5 protein-coding genes and 1 pseudogene are annotated in these 5,195 nt (G+C 67.9%); 1 reads left to right on the forward strand and 5 read right to left on the reverse strand.

Annotation, left to right across the window (positions count from 1 at the left end):
* Window positions 1-699 carry an amino acid ABC transporter ATP-binding protein gene (locus AB4Z46_RS34950; protein ID WP_442288143.1) on the forward strand — a complete coding sequence of 233 codons (699 nt, stop codon included), beginning with the start codon at window positions 1-3 and terminating at the stop codon, window positions 697-699.
* A gap of 264 nt (window positions 700-963) precedes the next feature.
* Here the strand turns inward: AB4Z46_RS34950 and AB4Z46_RS34955 are convergent, their stop codons facing one another.
* The 5 genes and pseudogenes from AB4Z46_RS34955 to AB4Z46_RS34975 all read right to left on the reverse strand — a co-directional run.
* A complete protein-coding gene (locus AB4Z46_RS34955) occupies window positions 964-1,998 on the reverse strand; it encodes a DctP family TRAP transporter solute-binding subunit (protein ID WP_442288144.1) in 1,035 nt (344 codons plus the stop codon).
* Between the two features lie 31 nt (window positions 1,999-2,029).
* Window positions 2,030-3,328: a TRAP transporter large permease gene (locus AB4Z46_RS34960; RefSeq protein WP_442288145.1), complete on the reverse strand. Its 1,299-nt coding sequence runs from the start codon at window positions 3,326-3,328 to the stop codon at window positions 2,030-2,032.
* A complete protein-coding gene (locus AB4Z46_RS34965; protein WP_442288146.1) occupies window positions 3,325-3,885 on the reverse strand; it encodes a TRAP transporter small permease in 561 nt (186 codons plus the stop codon). The genes AB4Z46_RS34960 and AB4Z46_RS34965 overlap by 4 nt, the downstream gene beginning before the upstream one ends.
* Window positions 3,886-4,047: 162 nt before the next feature.
* Entirely contained in the window at window positions 4,048-5,019 is a 972-nt protein-coding gene (locus tag AB4Z46_RS34970) for an NAD(P)H-dependent flavin oxidoreductase (RefSeq protein WP_442288147.1), read from the reverse strand.
* A gap of 23 nt (window positions 5,020-5,042) precedes the next feature.
* Window positions 5,043-5,195 (reverse strand): annotated as a pseudogene (locus AB4Z46_RS34975) (electron transfer flavoprotein subunit alpha/FixB family protein); the annotation flags it as partial.

The raw sequence follows: 5,195 nt of genomic DNA on the forward strand, positions 1-5,195 counted from the left end.
GTGCAGGTGCTCAACGACTGCTCGGTCGACATCGCCAAGGGCGACGTGGTCGTGGTCTGCGGGCCCTCCGGCTCGGGCAAGTCGACGCTGATCAAGACCGTGAACGCGCTGGAGCCCTTCCAGAAGGGCGAGATCACGGTCAACGGCATCCCGCTGCACGACCCCAAGACCAACCTGCCCAAGCTGCGCTCCAAGGTGGGCATGGTGTTCCAGCACTTCGAGCTGTTCCCGCACCTGTCGGTGACCGAGAACCTCACGATCGCGCAGATCAAGGTGTTGGGGCGCAGTGCCGACGAAGCCAAGACGCGCGGCCTGAAGATGCTCGACCGGGTGGGCCTGATGGCGCACAAGGACAAGTTCCCGGGACAACTGTCGGGCGGCCAGCAGCAGCGGGTGGCGATCGCGCGCGCGCTGAGCATGGATCCGATCGTGATGCTGTTCGACGAGCCGACCTCGGCGCTGGACCCCGAGATGGTGGGCGAGGTGCTCGACGTGATGGTGCTGCTGGCCAAGGAAGGCATGACCATGATGGTGGTCACGCACGAGATGGGCTTCGCGCGCAAGGTGGCGAGCCGGGTGATCTTCATCGACGTCGGCGGGCGCATCCTGGAGGACTGCTCGAAGGACGAGTTCTTCAACCACCCGGAGAACCGGCAGCCGCGGACGAAGGATTTCTTGAACAAGATCCTGGCGCACTAGGCTCGCCCCCAGGTTGCCCGGCACTTCGTGTCCGGGCGCCCACCCCCTACCGGGGGCAACACCAGCGGCCCGGCGAAGCCGGTTCCGCGGTGTTTCACCAACAGGCCGGGCTGCGCCGGCCAAGCAATCGGCTGTGGTCTATCTACGGCTGCGCGCAGCGCGCCTGTTCGTGGGCAGTCGCGGAACCGGCTTCGCCGGGCCGCTGACTGCGCCCCCGGTAGGGGGTGGGCGGGCTACACGCAGTGAGCCCAACCTGGGGGCGAGCTACTTTTTCCGCGCCGCGATTGCCTGCTCGGCCTGCGTGACCAGTTCCTTGCCGATCGTCGGCGTCCACTTGGCGTATACCGGGCGGGTGGCCTTGACGAAGGCTTCGCGCTCGGCCGGGGTCAGTTGCGTCACGGTCACGCCCATCGCGGCGATGTCCTTGAGCACCGGCTTGTCGGCCTCGACCAGGCCCTTGCGGGCCAGTGCGATGTTCTGCTTGCCGGCGTCGACCGCGGCCTGGCGCACGATCGCCTGGTCGGCCGGGGTCCACGAGCCCCAGACTTCCTTGTTGACCACGAACACCAGCGGGTCGGCCATGTAGCCCCAGGTGGTGACGAACTTCTGGCCCACGGTGTGCATCTTGAGCACGGTGAACAGGAACAGCGGGTTCTCCTGGCCGTCGACCGCGCCGCTGGCGAGCGCGGGCTGCGCATCGGCCCAGCTCATCTGGGTCGGGTTGGCGCCCAGGGTGCTGAACATGTCGGAGAAGATCGGCGAGCCGACGACGCGGATCTTCATGCCCTTCAAGTCCTCGGGCGACTTGATCGCGCGCTTGGAGTTGGTGATCTCGCGGTAGCCGTTCTCGCCCCAGGCGAGCGGCACCACGCCGGCCTTGTCCAGGGTCTGGAAGATTTCCTTGCCGACCGTGCCCTGGGTCAGTGCGTCGACCGCCGCATAGTCGGGCATCAGGAAGGGCAGCGAGAACAGGTTCAGCTGCTTCACCTGCGGCGACCAGTTGATGGTCGAGCCGACCGCCATGTCGATCACGCCCTGGCGCAGCGCGCTGAACTCGCGCGTCTGGTCGCCCTGGATCAGCGACACGCCCGGGTACAGCTTGATGTTGATGCGGCCCTGGGTGCGCTCCTTCACCAGGTCGGCCCAGATCCGGCCGGCTTCGCCCCACGGCGTGGGCGGGCCCAGCACCAGCGACATCTTGTATTCGGCCTTGTAGCTCTGCGCTTGCGCGGCCACCGAGAAGCCGCCCAAGGCGGCGGCGACGGCCAGGAGGCCGAGCAGGGAACGACGGAATTTCATGGATCAGTCTCCTTGGGAATAAATCGAAGAATCAGTAGCCGAGTTTGCGTGGGAGCCAGAGCGCCAGTTCCGGCCAGGCGATCACCGCCACCATCACGAGGAACATCGCGAACAGCATCCAGCCGACCCAGCGCACGGTCTCTTCCATGCGCACATTGGCGATGCGGCAGGACACCATCAGGTTGACGGCCAGCGGCGGCGTGAACTGGCCGAGCGCAACCTTGAGCGTGAGGATGACGCCGAACCAGACCGGGTCCCACTTGTAGTGCTGCACGATCGGCCACAAGAGCGGCACGAAGATCAGGAAGATCGAGACGCCGTCGAGGAACATGCCGACCGTGATCAGCAGGAGGATCAGCAGCGACAGCACGCCGTATTCGCCCAGGCCCGAGTTGACGATCGCGCGCGTGACCGGATCGATCACGCCGAGCGTCGAGAGCGAGTAGGCGAAGATGCCCGCCAGCGACACCACCAGCAGGATCACGGCCGAGAGCTCGCCCGATTCGCGCAGGATCACGAACAGGTCGCGGACCTTGATCGTGCGGTGGATCGCCATGCCGACGAACAGGCCGTAGAACACCGCCACCACCGCCGCCTCGGTCGGCGTGAACAGGCCGGCGCGCATGCCGCCGAGGATCAGCACCGGCGCCGCCAGGCCCCAGATGGCGTCGCGAAAGCTCTTCCAGAAGGCCGGGCGCGGCAGGCTGGATTCGAGCGCGCCCATCTTGTTCTTGCGCGCCAGCCACACGGCCGGGACGATCAGCGCCACGCCGGCCAGGATGCCGGGGATCATGCCGGCGGCGAACAGCGCCGGCACGGAAGCACCGGGCACCAGCACCGAGTAGACGATGAAGGCGACCGAGGGCGGGATCAGGATGTCGGTGGCCGCCGCCGCGCCGACCACGCTGGCCGAGTAGGCGGCCGGGTAGCCCGCGCGCGACATCGCGGTGATCATCACCGCGCCCACGGCGGCGGCGTTGGCCGGGCCCGAGCCCGAGATGCCGCCGAGGAACATCGCCACCACGATCGCCACCAGCGGCAGCATGCCGGGGCCGCGGCCGACGATCGCGATCGCGAAGTTGACCAGCCTGAGCGCCACGCCCGAGCGGTCGAAGATCGAGCCGACCAGCACGAACATCGGGATCGCGAGCAGCGGGTACTTGCCGAGGCCGGCATAGAAGTTCTGCGGCACGGCCAGCAGGCCGAACCACTGCGCGTCGCTGTTGGCGAGCGCGATGCAGGCCGCGCCGGCGAGGCCCAGCGCGGCGCCGATCGGCACGCCGACCAGCATCATCACCACGAAGGCGACGAACAGGAGCGTGGGAATCATCGGTCCGAGCCCCCGTAGTTGGTCTTGCGACCACGACGGAGGAACAGGCCCAGGGCGCGCAGCGCGATCGCGAAGGAGACGACCGGAAGCCAGATCGAATACCACCACTGCGGCACGCCGATGCCGGGCGAGGTTTCCTCGAAGCGGTAGTCGTCCCAGACCATGCGCATGCTGAGCGCGCCGATCAGCAGGAACAGCAGACCGACCATGAGCGCACCGAACTGCGCCAGGCGCTTGCGCCGCGCCGTGCTGCCGCTCTCGGCGAAGTACTCGATCCGGATGTGGCGGTCCCGCGCCACCGCGGCGGAGCCCGCCACCAGCGCCAGCAGGATCATGAGGAAGACCGAGAACTCCTCGGTCCAGGCAAAGGAGGAGTCGGTGAAATAGCGCACCAGCACGTTGGCGAAGGTGATGCAGGCCAGGAGGCCCATGATGAGCACGGTGGCCCAGTCCTCGATCGCGAGCGGGACGCGGGTCGGTTCGTCGGCGGCTTCGATTTCAGGGGGGAGGGGACTGGCGGCGTCCAGCACGGGGCCGGACTCGGAGGGAGAGGTCATCGGGGGAAGCAGGAGGGTGAGGCCACGTCGTGTCACCGGGCGGACGCCGGGACGCGATCCGTACACCTCGACAGGGAAGCAGCCATGGATCCTAGCGATCCATGACCATTTCGCTATCGGGGGTTTCCTTAGCTGCCGGGCCCCGCGCCCCCGGCCCTGGCCTCAGTCGAAGTAGGCGCGCGAACGGTCGAGGTGCTCGCGGCACTCGCGGACCATGCGGTCGAGCAGGTCGGCGCAGGTCGGCACGTCGTCGATCAGGCCGATGCACTGGCCCGCCGAGACCACGCCGCCGTTGACTTCGCCGGATTCCAGCGCGGCGCGCCCGCGCACGCCCGCCACCAGGGGGCGGATGTCCTCGAACTGGCAGCCGCCCGGGCGGTTCTCGGTCGCCACGACCTCTTCCGAAATCGCGTTCCTGAACACGCGCGCGGTGTTCTTCATCGTGCGGAACATCAGCTTGGTGTCGCGCTCGGACGCCGCGACCAGCGCCTGCTTGATGTTGTAGTGGATGGGCGCTTCCTGCGTCACGCAGAAGCGCGTGCCCATGTTGATGCCCTCGGCGCCGAGCGCCAGCGCGGCGGCCATGCCGCGCCCGTCGGCGATGCCGCCGGAGGCGATGATCGGAATCTTGAGCGCGCGCGCCGCGATCGGCAGCAGCACCAGCCCCGGCACGTCGTCCTCGCCAGGATGGCCCGCGCACTCGAAGCCGTCGACCGAGACCGCGTCGACGCCATTGCGCTCCGCCGACAGCGCGTGGCGCACGGAGGTGCACTTGTGCACGACCTTCACGCCATGGGCCTTGAACTGGTCGATGAAGTCCCGGGGGCTGTTGCCCGCGGTCTCCACGATCTTGATGCCGCTGTCGAGGATGGCCTGCACGTATTCGGCGTAGGGCGGCGGCTTCATCGCGGGCAGGATCGTGAGGTTCACGCCGAAGGGGCGGTCGGTCATGGCGCGCGTGCGCTCGATCTCGCGCCGCAGCGCGTCGGGCGTCTGCTGCGTGAGCGCGGTCAGGATGCCGAGGCCCCCGGCGTTGGAGACCGCCGAGGCCAGTTCCGCCAGGCCCACCCATTGCATGCCGCCCTGGATGATGGGGTAGCGGATGCCGAGCAGTTCGGTGATGCGGGTCTTCATGGTGCGTCCTTCTGCGAGAGCGCCTACAGCGCCTTGACCAGTTCCGGCACGGCCGTGAACAGGTCGGCCACGAGGCCGTAGTCGGCCACCGAGAAGATCGGCGCCTCCTCGTCCTTGTTGATCGCCACGATCACCTTGGAGTCCTTCATGCCCGCCAGATGCTGGATCGCGCCCGA

The sequence above is a fragment of the Variovorax sp. M-6 genome (assembly GCF_052114385.1).
Taxonomy (GTDB): domain Bacteria; phylum Pseudomonadota; class Gammaproteobacteria; order Burkholderiales; family Burkholderiaceae_C; genus Variovorax.

Excerpts from the sequence above, each read along its gene's own strand:
- AB4Z46_RS34955 (WP_442288144.1), bottom strand. The coding sequence starts at position 1,998 with ATGAAATTCCGTCGTTCCCTGCTCGGCCTCCTGGCCGTCGCCGCCGCC.
- AB4Z46_RS34960 (WP_442288145.1), bottom strand. The coding sequence starts at position 3,328 with ATGATTCCCACGCTCCTGTTCGTCGCCTTCGTGGTGATGATGCTGGTC.
- AB4Z46_RS34965 (WP_442288146.1), bottom strand. The coding sequence starts at position 3,885 with ATGACCTCTCCCTCCGAGTCCGGCCCCGTGCTGGACGCCGCCAGTCCC.
- AB4Z46_RS34970 (WP_442288147.1), bottom strand. The coding sequence starts at position 5,019 with ATGAAGACCCGCATCACCGAACTGCTCGGCATCCGCTACCCCATCATC.